Raw genomic sequence first — 20432 nt, forward strand, 5'->3', positions numbered from 1 at the left:
TCCGTAATTACGGAATAACGGTAGGAGAACTCGATGCGACGCTCGATCTGGATCTCGACGACCTGCGCGGCCGTGCTGTTGGTGAGCGGATGCGCCACCGCCGCCGACTCGAATGCCGCCACTCCAACGCCGGAAAACTGCACCCCCGTCACCTCGACGGACCTCACCACCGAGGACGGGTGGATCGGACTGATCGATCAAGCACCCGACACCGTCAGCCTCGTCATCGACGACGGCCGCGGCAGAACCGTCGAACATCGTGCCGACGAGGAACAGGTGCTCGCATCGGCGATCAAGGTGGTGCATCTCGCCGCCTACGCCCAGGCGGTCGCGGACGGCACCCTCGACCCGAACGAGCAAGTGCCGCTCATCGATTGGGAACGCTGGTACGTACCCGGTACCGATGCCGGCGCACACCCGGCCGCGTTGGACAGGCTGGGCATCGCGAACGACGGCATCGCGGCCACAGATCCCGGGGCCACGGTACGCATCGACGACATGGTCACGGCCATGATCCAGGAGAGCGACAATTCGGTTCCCGACTATCTCCGGTATCGACTCGGCGACCAAGCGATCGTCGACGCCGCCGCGACCGGAGGGTGGGAGAACTTCCAGGTACCGAGTCTGGTGACCGACATTCTGTCGCTGTACGACCCGGCCGTCGCCGACGGTGACCGATGGGAGACCGCGCAGAGGTGGGCGTTCGACCCACAGTTCCGGGCCCAGGTCAGCGCCGCCATCCAACCCTCGACCTACGAGGAACAGGCCAACCGAGTGCAGAGCACCTTCCGCGGCGGCTCGGCAGAACAACTCAACGGGATGTATCGCGCCTTCACCGACGGCACCTTCGGCGATGCGTCCGACACCATTGTGCGCCAATTGGAATGGCAACCCGCGGGCGACAGCGTTCTCGGCATCGGCTTCAAAGGCGGCAGCCTCGCGGGCGTTCTGACCCAGGGATTCGAGCTGCGCCGCGACGACGGAACGGTAGCGACGGCAGTGTGGCTGATCGATGGCCTCCCCGCGGACAGATTCGATCAGGCCACGACTCAATTCGGCGTACAGCAGCAACTCATCGTCGAGGCGATGCTCTCGCCCGAGGTTCTCGACCGGATAGCCTGCGTGGTGTGAGCGCAGAGTTCGAGTCGAGACTGGCAGGGCTGGAGGCGCGCGTCGCCGAGCTGGAACGACGCGACGCTCCCCAGCAGCTCGAGGCCGCCCCGTCGACGGGCGGCATGATCGCCTACCAAGGCGACGTCCATCTGCACGGCACAGTCCGCTGGGACATCGGCTACTCCCCCGACGCCATCGTGGAACTACCGGTCCCCTCCGCATCCGAAGTGCTTGCTGCTCTGGGGCATCCGGTGCGACTGCAGATCGTGCGGACACTGCTACGAGGCCCCGCGAACGCGGCAGATCTACACGCAGCGGTCGGAGTCGGCTCCTCCGGCCAGATCTATCACCATCTCAAGACGCTGAGTTCGGCAAATATCGTCGAACAGCACGGCCGCGGAGAGTATCGAATCGCCGCCAAACGAGTTGTGCCGCTACTTGTCTCGATGCTCGCCGCCGCGGATATCGCTGGCGATCTGGGTACGTGACCCCGTCACGCAACCGTCGGGTCACGGCACGAACAACACACCCAACCCGGGGATCAGAGCGTTCGATGCCGGCGGGGCTTGCCACTGCTCCCGATTGTGAGTGACCGTCACGACCACCGGGCCCGCCCCGGTCTGCGCGGTCACTTCGAGAGGCAGATTGACCGGATATCTCGGCTCCGCGTTGATCGGTAGCGATGGGTTCTCGAGGGCTTCCCAGTGCCGTAGATCGACTGCTCCGACGGCTCCGGTGTCGAGATTGCGCCAGTTCACCGTCAGGAAGCGGTAATTGAACTGGTAGTAGTACGGCCTGATGGCGGCGGCTGCGAAGCGCACCTCACCCGGCTTCTCACCTACTGTCGCCTTGATCGGAATCGTCTGAACGAGTCCGCCCGGGACACCGGCCGGACCGAACTCCGGCCCGGTGACGACAGGAACCAGAAGCTCGGACGTCGTGGGTGCCGCCGTTGCCGTACCAGCGCCGACACCCAGAACCAGTGGCACGGAGAGCGCCAGCGCAACTACTCCGCGTCGTAAAGATGTTCGCATTGTGTGCCTTTCGATACGCGTTCGGATCAGGGGACGTAGATCAGACCCTTGCCCGGGATCAGGGTGTCGGCGTATGGCTCGCCGTAGTGGTAGTCGCGGTAGTGCGTCACGGTGATCTCGACCCAGCCACTTCCGGTGGGCAGAGCTACTTCGCGCGGGTACTGCTCACTGTGTAGCGGCGGCAGGTCGTTGGGCGGGCCCGGGTTGGGGTTGTCCTGCCAATGCCGCAGTCCCGCGCTTCCACGGAAGCCGATGTCCCAGTTTCGCCAGTTCACACCGAGACTTCGGTACGGATACTGGTCTGCATACGGCGCGATATTCGCCGCGGACAACAGCAGAACACCCGGCTCGGTACCGACCGTGGCCTTCATCGGAATGGTCTGAAACAGCCCACCGGGCACTGCGCCCGGTGCGATCTGAAAACCGGTGACCACCGGAATCTGGAGCAACGTGGTCTGCGGCGCTGCCACGGCCGTTCCCGCGCCGAGACCCAGAATCAGGGGAATCGTCAGTGCGATCGATACGACCGCTCGCCGCAATGACTTTCGCATTCAGCACACCTTTCGCTCATGTCGCACAACGAAATACCGGATCGTTCGTGACATCGAATAAAGAACCCCAGGTTGAACCTGAAACATCAAGTGGTTGTTGAGTCTTTACCCGACCCACCCTCGCAGCCAGAGCGACAAATGGACCGCTCGTATACCGATTCGTGACGGGGTCGTGACACGAACGACGTTAACAGACCACTTGGCCCGTTCGATTCAATGATCAGAGGTGATGCACTCCGCAGCCACCGGTGAGGACTATCGAATGAGGCAAGTCCGCACAATCGTGGCCACCTCCGCAATGATTGCGGCGACTGCATTCGCAGTCACCGCCTGCGGCTCCGAGGAGCAGCTGAGCGCCGAAGCAGCGCCGGTCACCAGCTCGGCTGCTCCGTCGGCAAACGGGTACTCCGACTCCGACGGTGGAAGCGGCGCAGGCGGAATCGCACAGGCTCCAGACGTAGTCACCCCAGCACAAGCAACACCCACCGCCGCGGGCACACCAGCTGTACCGCCCGCCCCGAACCGCGACGACGTCAACGTCGATGCACGCGACTTCGAGCAGGCCGGAGGGCAGTACTTTTTCCAGTCCCCCAGCGGGAACGTGTTCTGCGGATTCAACTCCTCCAACGCACCGGGGACCATCGTGGGCTGCCAGGTCCGCTACTCGGTGCCGGGCAACACCGGCCGCGAGTGCCTCAACACCGAGAACAACACCTACGGGGTGAAGATCAACCAAGACGGCACCGTCGATCAGATCTGCACCAATCAGGGCATCTTCGTCGGCGGACCTGAACGCCCTCGAGTCTTGGAATACGGCCAGGTCATCGGAGTGACCGGCACATTCTGTCGCTCCACCGAGGCCGGCATCACCTGCTACGACGGCGACCGAGGCTTCATGATCTCCCGCGACGTCAATATCGCATTCTGATGAGGAAGTTCTGGAAACTCACGCTGACCGCAGTGCTCACCACTGCGGCACTGACGGCATGTGGCAGTCAGGAAGCACCCGCTGCTGATCCGGCCCCATCCACCAGTGTGGCCGTGGAGATGCCCGCGCCTCCGCAGGTGACCATTGCTGCGCCGACCGACTCCACCGATGGCGACGCGGAAGGTGTGACAGAAGCACCACAGGCGACCGAATCGAACCCGACCGTCGCCGATACCGCGAACAACACCGCACCCATCACCCCCGTCGACCCTGCCCGATACAGCGCGTACGGCAATCAGGTGGGCTGGAAATCGCCGTCGGGCAACATCTATTGCAAGATCGGCGACAGTGAATTTTCGTCCGGTTGCCAAGCAGCGGATGCGCCGATACCCGATGGCGCGAACTGCGTCACCCCGTCGTTCACCATCGACCAACTCGGTAAGGGCTTCTACATGACCCCGGGGAAGGTGACGCCGACCTGCTTCAACCAAGGCGAGTTCGGGGTCGAGAACGCACAACCGTTGGAATACAACACATCCATCACCTTCAATGGGTTCACGTGTTTCTCCCGCGTCGAAGCGATGATCTGCGACGCGGGCGGCGGACACGGATTCGTGCTCTCGATGCAGCAGGCGACATCCAACTGATCAGCGAGCCTCATCCAGACGGGGCTCCACGACGAGGTCGCGGCCCGCCGCGTCCCAGTAGTCGATCTACCCGACCGCGGTGCCCTCGAGTTCGACCAGCAAACTGGGGATCGCGAGTCGGGTGACCCCGAGCAGGGTGCTGGTCGGCTTGACGCCCGCCGAACCCAGTCGCGCTGCCAAGTCGCCGTAGTGCGGCAGCAACGCGTCGACATCGGTGGTGTAGACGTTGAGCCGAACGAGGTTCGCCAGTGACATATTCGCTTCGGCGAGAACGGCTTCCAGGTTGTCGAGGCACAGGGACAACTGTGCGCCCATGTCGTCGGGGTGCTGAGGCGAACCGTCATCGCTCGTCGCTGTCTGGCCGGAGAGATAGAGAGTCCGAACCTGCCCCGAGACGACCTCCCCCTGGTTGAATCCCATGTCCACCGACCATCGCACCGGGTTGACTGCCGTTCGTTCCATCGCCGCGCGCTCCATTCGATCGTTCGGGTGAGTGTGCACCGCCGAGCCTTGCATGGAATCCGGACATCGTCGGCGTTATAGGCCCATACGGTCTCGGGTACCAATGGCGTTCAGTCGACATCCACCCGATCAGCGAGCCTCGTCCAGTCGAGGCTCCATGACGAAGTCGTCGAGATCAGCCCGCCGAGTCATCTCCCAGTAGTCGACGATGCGCCACGGCAACGTCGAGACCACGCGTCCGGCGTCGTTGCGGTACCAGTTGTCCATGCCGCCGTGCGACCAGATCATCTTCGCGTGCGCCTCGTCGTGCTTTCGGACGTACTCCTCCTCCACGTCGGCCTTGCACTCGATGGCTCCGATTCGCCTGTCCACCATGTCGATCAGCACATCTACGATGTAGCGCACCTGACATTCGGCGATGGTGATGTAGCTGCCCCCATGCCCCAGCACCGTGCCGGGTCCGCAGGTGATGAAGAAGTTCGGGAAGTCGGGAACAGTAATGCCGAGATACGCGTGCGCATCCTCCGGGCCCCAGATATCGCGTATGGACTCACCCGATCGTCCGCGCACATCGATCGGCGTCAACAGCTTATGCGTCTCGAAGCCCGTCGCGAGGATCACCACATCGACCTCGGTCGCCATACCATTCTGCGCGACAACCGAGTTGGCGGTGATGGACGAGACTGCGTCGGCGATGAGGGTGACGTTGTCGCGCTTGAGCGCTGCGTACCAGCCGTTGTCGAGAAGCATTCGCTTGCCGAAGGGCGGGTAATCGGGAAGCGATTTCTCGATGAGGTCGGGTCGGCCGTCGAGCTCGGCTTCGATGTAGCGAGTGAAGACCCGTCGATGGGCGTCGTTCATCGGGTTGATCGAGCGCTTCGGATGCTCCCATTCGGGGTCGACCTGCAGCGAGCTGTGCACCCGATCGTTGAAGTTCCAGGCGAGCCGGGTCCGGTACCAAAGGCGATACAGCGGAACGACATCCATCAGGTAGTTGGCGTCGTCGCCCATCTCGGTGAAGTACACGTCACTCGACGACACCCATTGCGGCGAACGCTGAAAGACCGTCGCATGCCCCACCGTCGACGCGATGGCCGGCAGCACCTGCATGGCACTGGCCCCGGTTCCGACGATGGCGACGCGCTTGCCGGTCAGATCCAGATCGGCCGGCCAGTTCGCCGTGTGGAAGATCGGCCCGTCGAACGACTCGAGCCCGGGAATGTGAGGCACCTTCGGCCGATTGAGCTGACCGGTCGCGGTGATCACCACGTCGGCGGTCAGGGTTTCGCCATCGACGGTACGGACGGTCCAGCCCTGCCGCTGCACGTCGTACTCGGCGGTCGCCACCTCGGTGTCGAAGCGAATACGTTGGCGCAGATCGTGTTCGGACGCGACATCGCTGAGGTACTGCCACACCTCGTCGCGCTTGCCGAAGTGGGTGCTCCACGCCCGCGGCGCGAAGGAGTAGGAGTACAGGTGACTGGGGGTGTCGACGCCGGCACCGGGGTAGGTGTTCTCGAACCAGCCGCCGCCCACGTCGGAGTTCTTCTCCAGCACAACGTGGTTGATGCCTGCCTCATGCAGCTTGATGGCGGCGAGCATTCCGGAGACGCCGGCACCGATCACGATGACCGACAGATCGTTCGGCGCAGCCACTGGAGTGTCCGCGGCGGTGAAGCCCATGTCCTCGGCGACCATGACGCCGAACTCGGGCGGAACCTGCTCACCGACGGCCACGCTGATCATCTCGACGAGGTGCTCCGAGTCGGGTGAGGGCACCGCCATGGGCGTGCCTTCGTGGAATGCGCAGATCGCGTCGAGTGCTGCGGAGCGGATGCGGTCGGCAACTGCGTCGTCGAATCCTCCCGTGTCATTGTTGTCCATCCCCCGACTGCGCGTGGGGCGATATGGATCGGCGAGCCACATGGGGTCGCCGGTCAACTGATAGAGCACCGCCATCAGCGTGGGCAGGTTGGCCGCGGTGAGAGCCCGCGAGAGTCGATCCCGATCGACTCCACCCACGGTCTCCGCTGCCGTTGCTGCGTCTGTGGACACCGGTACCTCCTGTTGCGCGCTGCTCCATCCGACTCCGACAGCTCAACTAACCACGGTTAGGCAATACGGCGCAAGGGATTGGTGGTCTCGAAATTCGCAGCACTTGAACCCTTGACAATGTGGCCCGCGCCACACGATGCTTCATGGCACTACCTAACAGCGGACAGGCGAAGGGAAACACCCATGGAACTCACCGAGGCGATGCGCACCACCGGCACCTGCAGGCGGTACCTCAGCGATCCTGTTCCCGACGAGGTATTCAAGGCCGCGTTCGACGTCGCCCGCTTCGGCCCGCAGGGCGGGAACCGTCAGCCCGTGCGGTGGATAGTCGTACGCGACGCCGCCCGCAAGCAGGCCCTCGCCGATCTCTACCTCCCGATGTGGGACGCCTACTTCGCCGGCATCACCGGCGGAACCGTCGCCGTCGGCGCATTGCCCAAGACCGTGCAGGACGCCGACTACTTCGCCCGCCACCTCGCCGAGGTGCCCGCCATCGTGGTGGTCTGCGCCGCGTTGGACGGACTGCACCCCACCGACCACGAACTCGGCCGACTCTCCGTCGTCGGCGGCGCGTCCATCTACCCGACGGTCCAGAACCTGTGCCTGAGCCTGCGCGATCAGGGCGTCGCCACCGCGGTGACGACATTGCTGTGCCACGAGGAGCCCGCCATTCGCGAACTGCTCGGCATCCCGGACGACTACATCACCGCCGCGCACATCGCCGTCGGGTATCCGGAGAAGTCGTTCCCGCGCAAACTCACCCGTGATCCGGTGGAGCAGATCGTTGCGGCAGAGACGTTCTCGCAGCCGATGTTCGACACCGCTGCTCTCTCGCCTGCACTGTAAAACCACAGCATCTGAAGGAGTCCGCCGTGCCCGGTACCGCCATCCACCACCGCTCCCCCATCGGCCGCGCCACCATCGGCGATCAGCTTCGTCGCCATGCGCGCACGCAGCCGAACAAGGTTGCGTTCATCAGCTACGCGGCGGACGGCACCCGCGAGGTCACCACGTACGGCGAACTCGACTCGCGGGCAAACCAGTTCGCCAACCTGCTGGTCGATCTCGGAGTGCGCTCGGGTGACCGCGTCGCATCGATGGCTCGTAACAGCGTCGACGTGGTGGTGGCGTACTACGGAACCCTCAAAGCGGGTGCGGCCTTCACCGGCATCAACGTGATGTATCGCGCCGCCGAGGTGAAGCACCAACTCGAACACGCGGAACCGACTGTGGTGGTGGCCGATCCGACCTACACCGAGATCATCTCCTCGGTGAAGCCGGACACCACCACTCTGGTGACATTCGGGTCCGAGTACGCCGCACTGACGGCGAACACCCCGTCCACCGAGCCCGACGTCGACATGGACGAGAACGACGTTGCGATGGTCATCTACACCTCCGGAACCGAAGCGGCGCCCAAGGGCGTGATGATTCCGCACCGCAACTTCCTGATCTCCACCGCGCCCGCGTGGAGTTGGGGCCTGCGCACCGGTCCGGAGGACACCTGGCTGTTCGTCATGCCCTTCCACACCATCGCCGGACTCGGCTCGATGACCACGCTCACGTTGATGGGTGCCACCCTCGTCCTGCCCGCGACAGTCGATCCGGCTCAGTCACTGCGCATCATCGCCGCCGAGAAGATCTCCGTCATCGCGCAAACTCCGACGTTCTACCTGGCCCTGGCCCGTGATGAGCAGTTCGGCCCCGAGACCGTCAGCCAGGTCCGGCGCTGCCTCACCTACGGTGGCCAGGTGTCACCGCACACGATCAGCGCCTGGGCCGCCGCGGCACCCGAGGCCATCTGGGGCACCTACTGGGGACAGTCGGAACTCTCCCAGCTCGGCTCGGTCGGCTGGTTCTCGACCCTCGACGACATTCCCGACGGCGACGCGTCGTGGATCGGCAAGCCCGTCACCCACCTGGAGATCAAGGTGGTCGACCCCGCGGGCAACGAGAGCGAGATCGGTGAATTGCTCTGTCGCACTCCGTCGGTGATGCTCGGTTACTTCAAGGACCCCGAGCGCACGGCCGAGGTCTTCCGGGACGGCTGGGTACATACCGGCGACATGGTGCGCATCGACGCCGACGGCAACCTGTTCTTCTACGATCGGATGAAGGACATGATCAAGTCGGGAGGGATGAACGTGTCGTCGCAGGAAGTGGAACGCACCATCCACACTCACCCGGACGTACTGCGTGCCGCCGTCGTCGGAGTGCCCGACCCGTACTGGTCCGAGGCCGTCACGGCCTTCGTCATCGCGCGCGACGGGGTGACCGCCGACCCAGCCGCGATCATCGAGTTCTGCCGCACCGAGTTGGCGTCGTACAAGGCTCCGAAGTCGGTGCACATCGTGGCCGAACTACCCGTCGACCCGCAGGGCAAGATCCTCAAGCGTGAACTGCGACTGCTGGCGGCGGTCGAGGAGACGGTATGACGCAGCCATCCGAGGTCACCGCTCTCCCCCGACAGCAACGTACTCGCCAACGGCGAGACGACATCGTGGCCAACGCCGCCAATATCTTTGCGCGTGAGGGCTACTCGAACGTGGGGATGCGCGATATCGCCGACGCCGTCGGTATCAAGGGTGCCAGTCTGTACCACCACTTCCCGTCCAAGGAAGACATACTGTTCGCTATCTGTCTGACGGTCACGCAGGAGCCGGCCGAGGAGAACCTGCCGCTGCTCGACGCGGCCGGAACGCCTACCGACCGCCTGTCGTCTCTGGTGCGTGCGCACCTGGTGCACCTGAACCGGCGACGGGTGGAATACATCGTCGGCCTGCACGAGCTCGCCTCGCTCACACCGGAGCACCGCACTGTTATCGAGGATTACCGTCGCCAGTACCAACGACGCGTCCGCGATGTCATCACCGCCGGAATGCGCAGTGGTGAATTCACCGTCCCGGATGCGCGGCTGGCGTCGTTCGCCCTGACCGACATGCTCAACGGCATCAGCAACTGGTTCCACGACGGCGGCGAACTCAGCATCGAGGACGTCGCCGACAACTACGTCGAATTGGCCGTTCACCGCGTTCTGGGGGCATCCCATGGCAATTGACGGTCACTGCGAGCCCGAATTCGCGGCGGTGCGTGACGCGCTTGCCACCAACGTCGAGAGCGGAGCGGAACTCGGCGCGTCTGTGGTGGTCGACATCGACGGCCACACTGCCGTCGACCTCTGGGGCGGGTATCGCAACACCGAGCGCACACTGCCGTGGGAGTCGGACACGATCACCAACGTGTGGTCGACGACGAAGATGGTGACGTGCCTGGCGGCGTTGATGCTGATCGACCGCGGCGTGCTCGATCCCGATGCACCGGTCGCGACGTACTGGCCCGAGTTCGCTGTCGCCGGCAAGGAGAACATCGCGGTTCGGCACCTGTTGTCGCACACCTCCGGGGTCTCCGGCTGGGATCGACCGTTCAGCGAAGAGGACCTCTACGACTGGGAACTCTCGACCTCGCGTCTGGCAGCGCAGGCTCCGTGGTGGGATTCGCGCACCACATCGGGGTATCACGCGGCCAGTCAGGGCCACCTAATCGGTGAACTCCTCCGCCGCGTCACCGGAAAGCCGTTGCGGCAGTTCGTCGCCGACGAGATCGCCGGTCCCCTCGGAGCCGACTTCCAGATCGGTGCCGCCGAGGCCGACTGGGATCGAATCGCCGACGTCGTTCCGCCGCCCCCGCCGACCGACGATGCCGTGCCCGATCCGACGATGGTGCGTCGCAGGACGTTTCTCGGACCGTTGGTGCAGGCCTCGTCCGCGAACACCCCGGCGTGGCGTGCCGCGGACATGGGCGCACTGAACGGGCACGGAAACGCGCGATCGGTCGCGAGAATCCTCTCGGTCATCTCCCGAGGCGGAACCGTCGACGGCGTACGTCTGCTGAGCCCGGAGACGATCGACTCGATCTTCGAGGAGCAATCCAACGGAGTCGATCTGGCCCTAGGCATTCCGTTGCGCTTCGGCCTGGGTTTCGCTCTGCCACAGCACGAATCGATTCCCTACATCCCGGACGGCAAGATCTGCTTCTGGGGCGGCTGGGGCGGATCATTGACCGTTCTGCACCCGGAGTCGAAGCTGACCATCTCCTACGTCATGAACCGAATGGGGCCCGGAATCATCGGCTCCGACCGAGCGGAGCAGTACGTGCGCGCGGTGTATAACGCCCTCGCCTGACTGCACTCAACGGGTCCAGGGTGTGTCTGCTGAAGGTGAGACGGCATCGCGTCCACCACCGCTCTTCTCAATCGATGTCGAGGATGATTTTCCCGTAGGCGGTGCGCGCAGCCAGCTCCTCGTGCGCTTCCCCGGCGCGATCCAGGGCATAACGCGAGTTGATACGCGGGCGCAGCACCCCCTTGCCGACGAGATCGAGCACAGTACGCATCTCGTCACGCGTCTGGGTATGCGACGAGATGTAGGAGATCTGGCGGCGGAAGAACTCGACGATGTCGAACTCGACGACCTCCCCCGCGTGCGCACCGATCGACACCAGACGCCCATACGGACGCAGCATGAACATCGACTCGGTGAAGGCTGTCCCACCTACCCCGTCGAAGACCAGCTCGACCCCTCGGCCTCCGGTGATCTCGTCGACGGCGGTGCGCACATTGGTTGTCGTGTAATTGATGACGTGATCGGCACCGTCAGCGGTCGCCTGAGCCAACTTGTCGTCTCGGCTGGCCGTACCGATCACGGTCGCGCCGGCAGCCTTGCAGATCTGAAGTGCAGCCGATGCAACGCCACCCCCGATCGAATGGATCAGCACGGTCTCTCCCAGCTTCACCTCGGCGCGGATCATGAGCGCGTGCCAGGCGGTGCCGAATGCACTGAGTGAGGCCGCCGCCTCACCGAAGTCGACGGTATCGGGAAGTGTCAGGCAATGGTCGGCGGGTGTCAGGATCTTCTGCGCGTACGTGCCCGGTATGTGCTCGCCGAGCAGTTTGCGGTTGACGCAGATGTTCTCCATGCCCCGTTGACACCACTCGCAGTGGCCGCAGGTGCGGATGTAGGAGACGGCTACGCGCTCGCCGATCCGAGCGGGGTCCACACCGTCGCCGACCAGGGAGATAACGCCGGCACCCTCCAGGCCCAAGGTGTGCGGCATCGCGAAGTCGAAGCGCGAGACGCCCTCGCGCACATCGATGTCGACGTGGTTGAGCGCGGTCGCCTTCAGATCGACCACCACTTCACCGAATCCCGGAATCGGATCCGGAAGCTCCTCGATCTTCAGGACTTCGGGGCCGCCGTACTCGCGGAATACCAGTGCTTTCATGCCATCTCGTCTCTCCTAGTGCGCGTGTTCAGAGTACGGGAGGGCCACCGGCGTAAACGAGGCAGCGGTGGTGGTCGGTCTCCGAAGTCGCACTGTCGATTCAGCCGGCGATGTCGAACCAGCGATGGCGCGCGAAACTATCTGGCGGGAACCGTGATTCCTCGCGCGTCGAGGATAGGTCGAACGCCTTCGGCGAAGTGGTACGCCTCCTCGAGATGCGGGTAGCCCGAGAGGATGAACTCATCGAACCCGGCATCGTGGTACTCCCCGATCAGGTTCGCGACCTCCTCGTGCGAACCCACCAGAGCAGTCCCCGCACCGCCACGAACCAGTCCGACACCGGCCCACAGGTTCGGGTAGATCTCGAGGGAATCCTTGTTGCCACCGTGCAACGCGGCCATTCGACGCTGCCCTTCGGACTGCGAGGACGAGTGCAGCGCATGCGTCTGAGACACCTGCTCCTCGGGAAGCTCGTCGAGGAGCTTCTGCGCGACGGCCCAGGCCTCTTCGGACGTGTCGCGGCTGATGGTGTGCAGGCGAATGCCGTAGGTGAGCTTGCGGCCCTCGGCGTCCGCGAGCGCCTGCACTTTCTCGATCTTGGCGCGAGCGTCGGCCGGCGGCTCGCCCCACGTCAGGTACGTCTGAACCCGCTTGGCCGCGACGGCCAGAGCCGGCTCGGAGGAGCCGCCGAACCAGAACTCCGGCAACGGGTCCGGTGCTTCGGACACTCGTGCATCGGCGACCTTGAAGAACTCACCCTCGTGGTCCACCGACGTCTCGGTCCAGATGCGTTGCACGAGTTCGAGGAATTCGTCGGTGCGGGCGTAGCGCCGGTCGTGATCGATCCAATCCCCGAAACGACGCTGTTCGATGTCGTCGCCCCCGGTGACGATGTTGAACAACACTCGACCCTCCGAGAACCGCTGCAACGTCGCCGCCTGCTGCGCCGCCAACGTGGGCGGCGTGAGGCCAGGACGAAACGCGACAAGGAACTTCAACCGTCGGGTGCTCTGCAGCAAAGCAGCAGTGGTCAACCACGCGTCCTCGCACCATGTTCCGGTCGGAGTCAGCACCCCCTCGTAGCCGAGGCGGTCCGCGGCCTGAGCCACCTCGGTGAGGTACCGCAACGACGGGCGACGAAACCCGGCCGGTTCGCGGAGGTTGCCGGATGCGTGGGACGCGCCGACGATGGAGCGGCCGTCGCCTGCGGTGGGAAGGAACCAGAAGATGCGTGCGGTCACGAGTGAAACTCCTACGACGTGGTGGGTGATCAGTTGGTCGAGGCGGTCGCGTCGGCGACAGCGTCGTTGTAGCGCGTGTCGACGAAGTCCGCGAACGTGTTGCCGCCGGGGATACTTCCGCTCTGGACGAACGCATCGAAGAGCGCCTGCTCGGACTCGATCACAGTGTTGTCCAACGCAATTGCGGGTCGCTGGCTTCGTCCCTGCGCCAATTCACCCGCAGCCGGGTCGATGCCGACGGCCGCGGAGTACGCCGCCGCCCACTCGGCCGGATTGGCGTCCGCCCATGCGGACGCCTTGGCAAGACGAGCCACGAAGTCCTGCAACGCCGTGTTCTTCGCGGGATCGTCCAGTGCCTTCTGCGAGGCGATACCGAAGCCGTAACCGTTGGCCACACCCTCGGCGGTAGTCAGCGTCTTCGAGCCGTTCTGCACCTGCGCAATCGCGGTGAACGGATCCCAGATCGCCCAAGCATCGACCTCACCCGAGGTGAATGCCGTCAGCGCATCGGCAGGCTGAAGGAAGACCAACTGCACGTCGTCGGTGGTCAAGCCTGCCTTCTGCAACTGCAGCAGGACATGACCGTGCGCGGAACTTCCCTTGCCCACTGCGATCTTCTTGCCCCGCAGGTCTGCGAATGACGCGAGAGTCGAATCGGCAGGCACGAGAATCTGATCGCCACTCGCATCGTTGGTGTAGGCGGAGACGACTTTGATGCGCGCGTTGGCTGCGACGCCGAACACCGGCGGTGTGTTGCCCGTGACCGCGAAGTCGATCTGGCCTGCGGTTGCGGCCTCCACCTGAGGCGGGCCGGAGGTGAAAGTGGAGAACGCGACATCGTAGGGAGCCGAGTCGAGCTCACCCGACGCACGAAGCAGGGCTTCGGTGCCACCCTTCTGGTCGCCGACGTCAAGAGTGACTGTGGCGAGCTGGTCGTTGGAAACGAGCTCGGGGGCTGCGGTGGCCGTAGTATCGCTGCCACGGGAGACGCAACCGGTGAGCCCGGCGACCGTCAAGGTCAGGGCAGCGAGAATCCCGACTGTCCGCAGCGATCGAGAACGAGCGTGTGACGACATGCGTGAAAGATCCTTCTTATCAGTGAAATTGATGGCGTCAGTGGACGCCGAGGGCACCGAGCAAGTGAGTGCGAATGCGAGAGAATCCGGCTGTTCCCCGGTCTCGGGGACGAGGCAAGTCGACGGGGACGGTCTCGGCCACGGCACCCCCGTCGAGCACCACCACTCTGTCCCCCAACGCGATGGCCTCGTCCACGTCATGGGTGACCAGCAAGATGCCGAAGCCGTGCCGTCCCCACAGATCGAGCAGGAGCGACTGCATGGTCAGTCGAGTGAGTGCGTCGAGCGCGCCGAACGGTTCGTCCAAGAGCAGCAGTTCGGGCTCCCCCACCAACGCCCGCGCCAGCGCAGCGCGCTGAGCTTGCCCACCGGACAACGTGAGTGGCCAAGCGTCACGCTTGTCGGCAAGTCCTACCTCATCGAGAGTCGCGTCCGCAGCAGTCAACGCGTCGTTGCCGGTGACTCCCGCTGTGTTCAGACCGTAGGCCACGTTCTGACGAACCGACCGCCACGGGAACAGGCGTGGTTCCTGGAAGGCCACCGCGGGGTGCCCATCGACACGCCGCTCCCCTGTGTGACCCGTCGACAGTCCCGCCAGGACACGCAGAACAGTCGACTTGCCGGAGCCGGATCGTCCGACCAGCGAGACGATCTCACCACGCTCGATGGACAGGTCGACGCCCTTCAACACGTGACTGGATCCGTAGAACTTGTCGATGCCGTGCAGGGTGGCGACGGAGGTCGTCGTCGTAGTCATGAATCAAGCATCCAATCGGTAACGGAGGGCTCGTTTTTCGAGGATTCGCACGATTCCGTCGGTGGCGATTCCCATCAGTGCGTAGACGACGAGTCCGAAGATGATGGTGTCCACACGCAGGAAGTCCCGCGCATTGTTGATGATGTAGCCCAACCCGGATTCGGCGTTGATCTGCTCGGCCACGATCAACGACAACCAGGCGATGGCCAACGATTGCCTCAATCCCACCAACAACTGTGGGGCGATGCTGGGCAGGATGATCGTGGTGAACCGCTGACGCCACGAGAAACCGAGTACGACGGCCGTGTCCAGGAAGTCACGATCGATCTGACGGATGGCCGAGAACGTGTTGAGGTACAGCGGAAATGCGACTCCCAGAGCGACGAGGAGGATCTTGGGAGTCTCGCCGATCCCGAACCACAGAATGAACAGCGGGATGAGGCCGAGGTGCGGTAACGCGCGAAGCATCTGCAACGGCGGGTCGACCGTTGCCTCGGCGAGCTTGGACAGTCCGACGAGCGCTCCGAGCGCCACCCCGATCAGCCCGCCGAGCAGGAGTCCCTGAACAACACGCGTTCCGGAAATAGCCAGAGCGTCGGCCAATTCACCGTTACGCAGCAATTCCAGACCCGCATCGAAGATCAGTGACGGTGCGGGCAGCACTCGTTCGGAGAGGACTCCGGCAGCACTGGCGATCTGCCACAGGACGAGGAGGACAACGGGCGACAGGGCGCGCAGGACGGTCCATCGGTACCGCTGCCACGCAGAGTCTTTCGGCGAGACGGGTGCGGAGCCGACGTCGGAGGCGTCGCCGTCGCGCGTGTCCACGGGTCCCGCGGGAGCGGCGTACGACGTCATGACCATGGGTACGGGCCTTCCGGTTGAGTGCGAGCGGTGTCGAGTACTCACACTCGGTCACGCCGGGCTCTACGACCAGGGTTCGAATCAGCGTGAATGCAAGTCGGGCAGAATTGCTCTCATGACCGTCGAGCCCATTCACACCGAACGCCTGACGCTGCGTCTGTACGAACCCGACGACGCAGACAGGGTTCTCGCCTACTACAGCGATCCAGAAGTCTGCCGCTATCTGCTCCACGAAGCGTGGACACACGCCGATGCCGTTGCGGCCGTGGGCAAACGGATGAAGCGGCAAGGATTGCACACCCAGGCGCTGGCGATGGTCGTCGAACACGAGGGAACGGTGGTGGGCAACGTCGAAGCGTGGTTGATCGACGGTTCCCCGGCGCTCGTCGAGCTCGGTTGGACGTTCTCCCCCGCCGTCGCCGGCCGCGGTTACGCCACCGAGGCGGTCAACGCGTTGATCGAGCACGTGTTCTCGCTACCTCAGATCCACCGCGTCAGCGCACAGCTGGACGGACGTAACGACGCGTCGGCCCGGTTGGCGGCCCGCGTCGGGATGCGTCAGGAAGCGCACTTTCGCCAGAACTGGTGGTGCAAGGGTGAATGGACGGACACCCTCGTGTACGCGATGTTGCGCGAGGATCGCTGACGTCCATCATGCAACGTTCACCTCTGCGTCGGTTCCGCGACATCGGCCGGTGACCGCGGTGCGACAGTCTGCGGGGAACTTCACTCGAACTCATGGGAGTTTCACCGAATGGTCTCGCGTCGCAGAGCTGCTCTACTGGGCACACTGGCATTGATCTCTGTTGTGTCCACGTCGATGGGTGCCGTTGCCACGGCTGCCCCGGTTCGGACCGCATCTCCGCTGTGCCAGGTCGCTGATCTGCTCCCCACCGGATCTTCGGCGGGCCTCGGTTACCAATGTGCCGAAGCGGGTGAGCTTCTCGATCTCCCGATCGGAGAGGTGCGCGCGACGCAACCGTCGCTCGGGTACGACGAGGTGTACTACAAGCTCGGTCGCTACACGCTCGGCAAGGACGAAATCAACAAGAAATTCGACGACTGGTGCGAGGCCAACGGTCAGGAAGAGGCCGCCTCCGCGTTACCCGATGCACGACTGGACAATCCGTCGTCGTTCACCTGCACCGTCCCCGTCGGCCAGGAAACGCCCGACACCATCGCGCCGATGAAGACCGTTGTCATCGGGCCGGGTGGCGTGCCGTACCTGACCGACGGACACCACACGCTGACCTCGTTCTACGAATCAGCCGACGGTGGACCGAACCTGCATTTGCGTCTGCGGGTGGTCGCAAACCTCAGCGACCTGAGCACTGCCGATTTCTGGGCGCGAATGAAGGCCGAGAAGTGGGTGTGGAACTACGATGTCGACGGCAACGAGGTTCCGGTGGAACAACTGCCGTCGGGAGTCGGTCTCGCCAAGTTCCAGAACGACGAGTACCGCAGCCTGACGTACTTCGCCCGAGACATCGGCTTCACACCCGGCTCGATCCCGTTCCAGGAATTCTATTGGGGCGCATGGGTTCGTGACTCCGGTGCCGTCGACATCAGTGGGTGGGACAGTAACAGCCTGGCGAGCTACCTGAGCACGGTGGAGTCGGTGTCGCGCGCTCAGGTCGCCGCACCGAAAGACGCGGTGATCGACAGTGGCCGCACCGCAGCGGAACTCGGCGCTCTGGGCGCGTGGAACGACGGCAAGGCAGCCTCCAAGGGCGAATTCGGAAAGCTGTCGGCACCGTACTCGGACGACAAGCCCGGCAAACTGGCCTACGCATTGCAGTACAAGATGGGACTGCCGAGGTAGTTCGTCCTTCGACCCGACCGGTGCCAGGTCAGGTACGACAGTTCGAGGTCGCGTGGCCTAGTTGGTTTCGATGCGGTCCAAGTATGCCTTTCGAGCATTGTTGTCGATATCCTGGAGCAGGACGTGCTCGGCGCGCAAGACTTTGATGATCGGGGCGAGCATTCGGCTCGGCAATATGTTCTGAAGCTGACTGACCTTGCCGGCGAGACGAGTCACCCGAACCTGTGGCTTCGGGTGGGAGATGAGATCGGCGATCGCGTCGGCAATCTCCTGAGGTTCCGCGTTGCGCAGCAACTTCGGCTTGCCGGCACCTGCCGCCAACTCCGTATTCACGAATGTCGGCATGACGCAGGAGAATTCGACTCCACTGTTGCGGTATTCCCGGCGCAGGGTCTCGGTGAGTGCCTTCACCGCGTGCTTCGTCCCGCAGTACGCGGCCACACCGGGGAAGTAGCCTTCCCCGGCCAGCGACGCGATATTGATGACGTGACCAGCGCGGCGCGGCAGCATCCGTTGCAGAGCCTGCTTCGAACCCCACATCACGCCCAGGACGTTGATCTCGACCTGACGTCGGGTGATCTTGTCCGACTCCTCATGGAACCAGCCGGTCGGCATGATGCCGGCGTTGTTGACCAGGACGTCGATGGGACCGAGTTCGGACTCGACCATATCCAAGAACTCGGCAAACGATGCGGGGTCCGTGACGTCCAGTCGCGCGTACGCCGTGATGTCGAGTTCGGTGACAGTCTCTTTCATCTGCACTTCGTCGATGTCTCCGATAGCGACGCGGGCACCGTCTGCGACCAGGCGCTTGGCCGTGTCGAAGCCGATACCACGGGCACCGCCCGTGATTGCGATTACCTTGCCGGAAATGTTGCTGCTCATGCGTGGTCCTTGTCCTTTGTGCGGCCGAGGATTCGGCCGAGGTCTCGTGCAACCAACATGCGCAGCAGTCCACCCACTGCTTTCATTTTGGTCGGGCTGTAGGGATACCAGAGTGGTTCGGCATGCAACGTCGGAATGCGCGGTGCCGTGATCGACTGAACCCGGCAGTACTTCCGAACGCCTTGTTCCCCACCCAAACGCGCTCCGACGCCGGAGTCCTTCCATCCGCCGTGCGGCAGCCCGAACTCGAACAAGTTGATGAAGGCGTCGTTGATGTTGACTGCGCCGGCCTCGATCTGTCGCGCAACGGCCATGCCGCGTTTGATATCACTGGTCCACACCGTTGCGGACAGGCCGAACGGTGAGTCGTTCGCCAGCCGGATCGCCTCGGCCTCATCGGCCACTTTCATCACCGGGATCGTCGGACCGAACGTCTCCTCCCGCATGCAGGCCATCGAATGGTCAACGTCGACAAGGACAGTGGGCTCATAGAACGTGCCGGTCGAACCCGGTTTGCCTCCGGTCACAGCACGCGCCCCCGCTGCGATGGCCGAGGTGACTTGACCGTCGACGATTGTCTGCTGATCCGTAGTCGCCAATGCGCCCACGTCGTGGGCAAAGGACCGGTCGTCGGCACCTTGGCGTAGCGAGCCGACCTTCCGTGCGAGCTTTGCGACGAACTCGTCGTAGATCGGGGCTTCCACGTACACACGTTCGACAGAGATACACACCTGCCCAGAGTTCATCAGTCCGCCCCAAGTCACCCCGTTGACCGCCCGATCGACGTCGGCGTCGGCCAGCACGATCGCCGGATCCTTACCGCCGAGTTCGAGGCTGTAAGGCTTGAGTTGCCCGGCGCAGGCCTGGGCGATCTTGCGACCCGTCGGGGTGGAACCGGTGAACTGGACGTAGTCGACCGCGTCGACCACCGCTTCGCCAGTAGCGCCCAGCCCGGTGACAATTCTCAGTATCGGCGGCGCGCCGATGTCAGTCCAGCCGCGCTCGATCAGCTGCGCAGTCAGCGGTGTCACCTCCGACGGCTTGATCAGCACGCCGGCGCCGGCCATCAGTGCGGGGATGCCGTCGATCAGCGGCATGACCAGCGGAAAATTCCATGGGGTGATGATTCCGACGACAGGATAGGGCCGAAAAACCTTGAGCATCTTCTTCTGCATCGTCAGGAGTCCATGTGCCCCGACCGACTCGTCGGCCAGGAATTTCGCGCCATTGGAGTTGTAGTAGTTGATCAAATCGGCCATCATCGGCGCTTCGATTCGAGCTTCCGCCCGCGGTTTTCCGGTCTCGGACTGCAATACATCGGCGATCTCGTCGGCGTGATCGAGCAGCCAGTCGCGGAACTTCGCCAACCACGTGCTGCGCCCCTTGGCTCCGAGTGCCTCCCACGCAGGCTGCGCTGCGCGCACGTCACCGACGATCCGTTCCACTTCGGCTCTGCCGACGTTCGGTACCGTTCCGACCGCTCGGCCGTCTGCCGGATTCACGATCTCGATCTGCGGGTCTGTCGTAGTTGCGGACATTGTCCCTCTACTCCTCGATGGCAACAAGAAGTCCATCGTCATTCTTTTCCGAGTGCGTCGATAGAGAGAAATATCCAAGTAGCCGAGTCACGATTGTGCGCGGTGCACAATTGTGGGGTGACCGATTTCAACCCGACGTCCTGGATCGGCGAGCTCGCGGCGAATCTGGTGAAGACGAG

Annotated in this window: 21 protein-coding genes; 10 read left to right on the top strand and 11 right to left on the bottom strand. The window is 63.8% G+C overall.

Annotated elements, in window-relative coordinates:
• Positions 1–33: 33 nt before the first annotated feature.
• A complete protein-coding gene (locus MTX35_RS13490; RefSeq protein ID WP_243595467.1) occupies positions 34–1131 on the top strand; it encodes a serine hydrolase in 1098 nt (365 codons plus the stop codon).
• On the top strand, positions 1128–1601 hold the full coding sequence (locus MTX35_RS13495) for a helix-turn-helix transcriptional regulator (protein WP_243595468.1): 474 nt from the start codon (positions 1128–1130) through the stop codon (positions 1599–1601). Before MTX35_RS13490 ends, MTX35_RS13495 begins: the two co-directional genes overlap by 4 nt.
• Positions 1602–1622: 21 nt before the next feature.
• Here the strand turns inward: MTX35_RS13495 and MTX35_RS13500 are convergent, their stop codons facing one another.
• Complete coding sequence (locus tag MTX35_RS13500; RefSeq protein ID WP_243595469.1) at positions 1623–2147, bottom strand: hypothetical protein; 525 nt, start codon at positions 2145–2147, stop codon at positions 1623–1625.
• Positions 2148–2173: 26 nt separating this feature from the next.
• A complete protein-coding gene (locus MTX35_RS13505) occupies positions 2174–2698 on the bottom strand; it encodes a hypothetical protein (protein WP_243595470.1) in 525 nt (174 codons plus the stop codon).
• A gap of 262 nt (positions 2699–2960) precedes the next feature.
• Here MTX35_RS13505 and MTX35_RS13510 point away from each other — a divergent pair, with 262 nt between their 5' ends.
• On the top strand, positions 2961–3626 hold the full coding sequence (locus MTX35_RS13510; protein ID WP_243595471.1) for a hypothetical protein: 666 nt from the start codon (positions 2961–2963) through the stop codon (positions 3624–3626).
• Entirely contained in the window at positions 3626–4273 is a 648-nt protein-coding gene (locus tag MTX35_RS13515; RefSeq protein ID WP_243595472.1) for a hypothetical protein, read from the top strand. Before MTX35_RS13510 ends, MTX35_RS13515 begins: the two co-directional genes overlap by 1 nt.
• Positions 4274–4339: 66 nt before the next feature.
• Here MTX35_RS13515 and MTX35_RS13520 read toward each other — a convergent pair whose 3' ends face one another.
• Both MTX35_RS13520 and MTX35_RS13525 read right to left on the bottom strand, forming a co-directional pair.
• Positions 4340–4735: a RidA family protein gene (locus MTX35_RS13520; protein ID WP_243595473.1), complete on the bottom strand. Its 396-nt coding sequence runs from the start codon at positions 4733–4735 to the stop codon at positions 4340–4342.
• A gap of 129 nt (positions 4736–4864) precedes the next feature.
• Complete coding sequence (locus MTX35_RS13525; protein ID WP_374230294.1) at positions 4865–6790, bottom strand: flavin-containing monooxygenase; 1926 nt, start codon at positions 6788–6790, stop codon at positions 4865–4867.
• Between the two features lie 183 nt (positions 6791–6973).
• On the opposite strand from MTX35_RS13525, the gene MTX35_RS13530 reads away from it, so the two are divergent.
• From MTX35_RS13530 to MTX35_RS13545, 4 genes are read left to right on the top strand one after another with little or no spacing between them, the layout of a single operon-like run.
• On the top strand, positions 6974–7636 hold the full coding sequence (locus tag MTX35_RS13530; protein WP_094630765.1) for a nitroreductase family protein: 663 nt from the start codon (positions 6974–6976) through the stop codon (positions 7634–7636).
• A 26-nt stretch (positions 7637–7662) separates the two neighbouring features.
• A complete protein-coding gene (locus MTX35_RS13535; RefSeq protein WP_243595474.1) occupies positions 7663–9225 on the top strand; it encodes a class I adenylate-forming enzyme family protein in 1563 nt (520 codons plus the stop codon).
• Positions 9222–9848, top strand: a complete 627-nt coding sequence (locus MTX35_RS13540) for a TetR/AcrR family transcriptional regulator (RefSeq protein WP_243595475.1) — start codon at positions 9222–9224, stop codon at positions 9846–9848. Before MTX35_RS13535 ends, MTX35_RS13540 begins: the two co-directional genes overlap by 4 nt.
• On the top strand, positions 9838–10971 hold the full coding sequence (locus MTX35_RS13545; protein WP_243595476.1) for a serine hydrolase: 1134 nt from the start codon (positions 9838–9840) through the stop codon (positions 10969–10971). Before MTX35_RS13540 ends, MTX35_RS13545 begins: the two co-directional genes overlap by 11 nt.
• 67 nt (positions 10972–11038) lie before the next feature.
• Here the strand turns inward: MTX35_RS13545 and MTX35_RS13550 are convergent, their stop codons facing one another.
• The 5 genes from MTX35_RS13550 to MTX35_RS13570 form a co-directional block, all read right to left on the bottom strand.
• Positions 11039–12070, bottom strand: coding sequence for a zinc-binding dehydrogenase (locus MTX35_RS13550; RefSeq protein WP_243595477.1), 1032 nt, complete (start codon positions 12068–12070; stop codon positions 11039–11041).
• A 137-nt stretch (positions 12071–12207) separates the two neighbouring features.
• The gene (locus tag MTX35_RS13555; RefSeq protein WP_243595478.1) at positions 12208–13311 is read right to left on the bottom strand and encodes an LLM class flavin-dependent oxidoreductase; all 1104 of its coding nucleotides are present in this window, start codon (positions 13309–13311) and stop codon (positions 12208–12210) included.
• A gap of 29 nt (positions 13312–13340) precedes the next feature.
• Positions 13341–14387, bottom strand: coding sequence for an ABC transporter substrate-binding protein (locus MTX35_RS13560; protein WP_243595479.1), 1047 nt, complete (start codon positions 14385–14387; stop codon positions 13341–13343).
• 37 nt (positions 14388–14424) lie between these two features.
• Positions 14425–15144, bottom strand: a complete 720-nt coding sequence (locus MTX35_RS13565) for an ABC transporter ATP-binding protein (RefSeq protein WP_243595480.1) — start codon at positions 15142–15144, stop codon at positions 14425–14427.
• A 3-nt stretch (positions 15145–15147) separates the two neighbouring features.
• A complete protein-coding gene (locus MTX35_RS13570; protein ID WP_374230296.1) occupies positions 15148–16002 on the bottom strand; it encodes an ABC transporter permease in 855 nt (284 codons plus the stop codon).
• Positions 16003–16123: 121 nt separating this feature from the next.
• On the opposite strand from MTX35_RS13570, the gene MTX35_RS13575 reads away from it, so the two are divergent.
• Both MTX35_RS13575 and MTX35_RS13580 read left to right on the top strand, forming a co-directional pair.
• The gene (locus MTX35_RS13575; RefSeq protein WP_243595482.1) at positions 16124–16654 is read left to right on the top strand and encodes a GNAT family N-acetyltransferase; all 531 of its coding nucleotides are present in this window, start codon (positions 16124–16126) and stop codon (positions 16652–16654) included.
• Positions 16655–16762: 108 nt separating this feature from the next.
• Complete coding sequence (locus tag MTX35_RS13580) at positions 16763–17830, top strand: ParB/Srx family N-terminal domain-containing protein (protein ID WP_243595483.1); 1068 nt, start codon at positions 16763–16765, stop codon at positions 17828–17830.
• A 57-nt stretch (positions 17831–17887) separates the two neighbouring features.
• Here MTX35_RS13580 and MTX35_RS13585 read toward each other — a convergent pair whose 3' ends face one another.
• Entirely contained in the window at positions 17888–18715 is an 828-nt protein-coding gene (locus MTX35_RS13585) for an SDR family oxidoreductase (RefSeq protein ID WP_243595484.1), read from the bottom strand.
• Positions 18712–20253 carry an aldehyde dehydrogenase family protein gene (locus MTX35_RS13590; protein ID WP_243595485.1) on the bottom strand — a complete coding sequence of 514 codons (1542 nt, stop codon included), beginning with the start codon at positions 20251–20253 and terminating at the stop codon, positions 18712–18714. The genes MTX35_RS13585 and MTX35_RS13590 overlap by 4 nt, the downstream gene beginning before the upstream one ends.
• Positions 20254–20432 lie beyond the last annotated feature (179 nt).

Source organism: Rhodococcus sp. ARC_M12 (assembly GCF_022810385.1).
Taxonomy (GTDB): Bacteria; Actinomycetota; Actinomycetes; order Mycobacteriales; family Mycobacteriaceae; genus Rhodococcoides; species Rhodococcoides navarretei.

Bases quoted from the DNA above. Each gene is read 5' to 3' on its own strand.
- MTX35_RS13560 (WP_243595479.1), bottom strand. From the start codon at position 14,387: ATGTCGTCACACGCTCGTTCTCGATCGCTGCGGACAGTCGGGATTCTC.
- MTX35_RS13570 (WP_374230296.1), bottom strand. From the start codon at position 16,002: ATGACGTCGTACGCCGCTCCCGCGGGACCCGTGGACACGCGCGACGGC.
- MTX35_RS13540 (WP_243595475.1), top strand. From the start codon at position 9,222: ATGACGCAGCCATCCGAGGTCACCGCTCTCCCCCGACAGCAACGTACT.
- MTX35_RS13585 (WP_243595484.1), bottom strand. From the start codon at position 18,715: ATGAGCAGCAACATTTCCGGCAAGGTAATCGCAATCACGGGCGGTGCC.
- MTX35_RS13505 (WP_243595470.1), bottom strand. From the start codon at position 2,698: ATGCGAAAGTCATTGCGGCGAGCGGTCGTATCGATCGCACTGACGATT.
- MTX35_RS13515 (WP_243595472.1), top strand. From the start codon at position 3,626: ATGAGGAAGTTCTGGAAACTCACGCTGACCGCAGTGCTCACCACTGCG.
- MTX35_RS13545 (WP_243595476.1), top strand. From the start codon at position 9,838: ATGGCAATTGACGGTCACTGCGAGCCCGAATTCGCGGCGGTGCGTGAC.
- MTX35_RS13580 (WP_243595483.1), top strand. From the start codon at position 16,763: ATGGTCTCGCGTCGCAGAGCTGCTCTACTGGGCACACTGGCATTGATC.
- MTX35_RS13500 (WP_243595469.1), bottom strand. From the start codon at position 2,147: ATGCGAACATCTTTACGACGCGGAGTAGTTGCGCTGGCGCTCTCCGTG.
- MTX35_RS13490 (WP_243595467.1), top strand. From the start codon at position 34: ATGCGACGCTCGATCTGGATCTCGACGACCTGCGCGGCCGTGCTGTTG.
- MTX35_RS13590 (WP_243595485.1), bottom strand. From the start codon at position 20,253: ATGTCCGCAACTACGACAGACCCGCAGATCGAGATCGTGAATCCGGCA.
- MTX35_RS13550 (WP_243595477.1), bottom strand. From the start codon at position 12,070: ATGAAAGCACTGGTATTCCGCGAGTACGGCGGCCCCGAAGTCCTGAAG.
- MTX35_RS13510 (WP_243595471.1), top strand. From the start codon at position 2,961: ATGAGGCAAGTCCGCACAATCGTGGCCACCTCCGCAATGATTGCGGCG.
- MTX35_RS13565 (WP_243595480.1), bottom strand. From the start codon at position 15,144: ATGACTACGACGACGACCTCCGTCGCCACCCTGCACGGCATCGACAAG.
- MTX35_RS13530 (WP_094630765.1), top strand. From the start codon at position 6,974: ATGGAACTCACCGAGGCGATGCGCACCACCGGCACCTGCAGGCGGTAC.
- MTX35_RS13520 (WP_243595473.1), bottom strand. From the start codon at position 4,735: ATGGAACGAACGGCAGTCAACCCGGTGCGATGGTCGGTGGACATGGGA.
- MTX35_RS13575 (WP_243595482.1), top strand. From the start codon at position 16,124: ATGACCGTCGAGCCCATTCACACCGAACGCCTGACGCTGCGTCTGTAC.